We start from the raw sequence: 2,030 nt of genomic DNA, 5'->3' as shown, positions 1-2,030 counted from the left end.
TAATGAACCCTAAACATTTAAAAAATTGGTTTACTCATTGCTGCTACTGTACCTCATAACAGCGGGAACCGCTGTAATTCGCCAAGTGGCTGACCATCACGATCTTGATTATGCGGTTCACTGTAATACAGTACATCTTCGTCTTTTTCTATTTCACTAGCTAGCCTATTGAGACCGTGACGAGTTCCAATATACTCATCTTTCATCATTTTAAAAAAATTTGATATGTCAAGTTTATGCTTGATATATTTAAACTTATGAATATCCTCTATTTCTTCGCACTTTAGTCCATTTACTAACTCCATAGTCTTAATAAATGTAGTAAGGTCTTCTTCTACTCCCGTAGGATACCTTAGTAAATGAACTAAAGTTCTCAGCGTGCAATTTTTCAGATATTTTGTCATTTTTAATTTTATCTGTGTATCCTTCTTCTGCATAAGCTCAATGATAGCTATCCGCAGTCTAGCAATCTGCATATACTCAATCAGCAGAGTGGCAATTTCAACAGCGTTGTCAATATACAACTGCATATCACCCCCTGCTTGAATTAGCCGACGGATTGCTTGTAAAAAACCCTCTCTATCGGATTTATCCTTTAAATAAGGCAGAGGATTAAACCAACAGTTACCTCTAGGCCAGCGATATACAGGTCTGTTGCTTCTCTTATGCAAATACAAAGCTAAATTTGTAAAGGCTGCACCTTCAGCATAACCATTTCTACCACTCTTTGCCTCACCGATAACGACTGTTCCAAAATTCTCTAGTGCGCCAGCTATTAGCCTGTAACTTAGAGTCGTTTTACCACTTTCAATGGCTCCACCAATTAAAATGTGATTCGTAATTAAATCAGCAGGCAGCCACACGGGAAACCTGTAAAGTTCATCAGGTCTATCCGAGGCAAATCCAAGAAAGATTACACCTTTATCTGAATGGAGGTTCCTATAGTTAGCCGGGTCTTTTAAAGCATTACACAAATCCTCATTAACTAGCTTACCCTCAAGGCAGTCAAATGCTCCATCCAAAGGGTAGGAGAAAAAAGGGACGATTTCGCCATTAGAAAGTTCAATTTCAATGTAATCAATCATCGTTCTGTACTCCCATATCTTTTAGAGCGTGTCTTCATAAGATCGTGAAGTTTTTCGTTAAAATTCGCTTTAGCGTAAGCGCCACGTCCATCTTTTCCTAAGTCACCTTTCAAACCGCCTAATATTGCAAGTTCCTGTTGGATATAACGCAACATATCACGGTTCGCTTTCTCATCGCCTACCACGGCATCTGCAAGTGCTTTTAGAACAGTCTCTTCACTTCTAATCATTGCCAAAGTTATTTGATGTGCCTGCGCGTACATTCCCTCACCTGTGATTTGATATTTAGATGCCATATACTCAAGCTCAGTTTCATTTATGAGCTTTTGGCGCATTTGTGCATCATTAGTTTGAGCATAAGCTACACTTGCTTCAAGGGCTTGTAAGTTCTCTTGGCTTTCTAGTTCAAGCCTTCTGTACTCTTCTTTATCTTTTATTTGGATGCGCTCTAGAAGTCTGTTAACTTTAGATGCGTTTTCGCTATTTCTGAGTTTATTGTATAAGCCACAAATGTTCTCAATAAACTTACGCTCCTCTGCCTCTTGAGCGTTTATAGCATTGGTGAAGTCATCATATAATTTGACGCAGCGAGTATCGTTAATAATTTGGTCATACCAAATAATTCTTATTGCTAAAAGTCCTATAAATACACTAGCAGTAACAACCCACCATTGTAGGTTTGAGACTTTGAATGATAATGAAATCAAAATTACTAATCCAAAAAGCACCCAGACGGCGTAAAGTACATTAGACAGGAGTATAGCTAATTCATCAGGATCTAAAGTTTTCACTAATTGAGAAGTAACTGTGTTGGATTTTAATAGCTTTTTTATCTGCCAAACTAGCAAGAAAGGGCCAGGTAAAAAAACAGGGTAAGCTCATCTAATTTGGTATAAATTGTACTTGACTTTAAGGGCAAGATATAAAAGAGCATCCTGTCAATAG

Annotated in this window: 2 protein-coding genes; both read right to left on the bottom strand. The window is 37.9% G+C overall.

Features of this window, described 5'->3' with window-relative positions; all coding sequences use genetic code 11:
• Positions 1-53: 53 nt before the first annotated feature.
• Positions 54-1,085 carry a hypothetical protein gene (locus tag QUB33_RS29285; RefSeq protein ID WP_333358146.1) on the bottom strand — a complete coding sequence of 344 codons (1,032 nt, stop codon included), beginning with the start codon at positions 1,083-1,085 and terminating at the stop codon, positions 54-56.
• Positions 1,082-1,876, bottom strand: a complete 795-nt coding sequence (locus tag QUB33_RS29280; RefSeq protein ID WP_333358143.1) for a hypothetical protein — start codon at positions 1,874-1,876, stop codon at positions 1,082-1,084. Before QUB33_RS29280 ends, QUB33_RS29285 begins: the two co-directional genes overlap by 4 nt.
• Positions 1,877-2,030: the final 154 nt, after the last annotated feature.

It is taken from the genome of Microcoleus sp. B3-A4 (genome assembly GCF_036705385.1).
Lineage (GTDB): Bacteria > Cyanobacteriota > Cyanobacteriia > Cyanobacteriales > Microcoleaceae > Microcoleus.
This window is presented reverse-complemented; position numbering and strand designations above follow the sequence as displayed.

Bases quoted from the DNA above. Each gene is read 5' to 3' on its own strand.
- QUB33_RS29285 (WP_333358146.1), bottom strand. From the start codon at position 1,085: ATGATTGATTACATTGAAATTGAACTTTCTAATGGCGAAATCGTCCCT.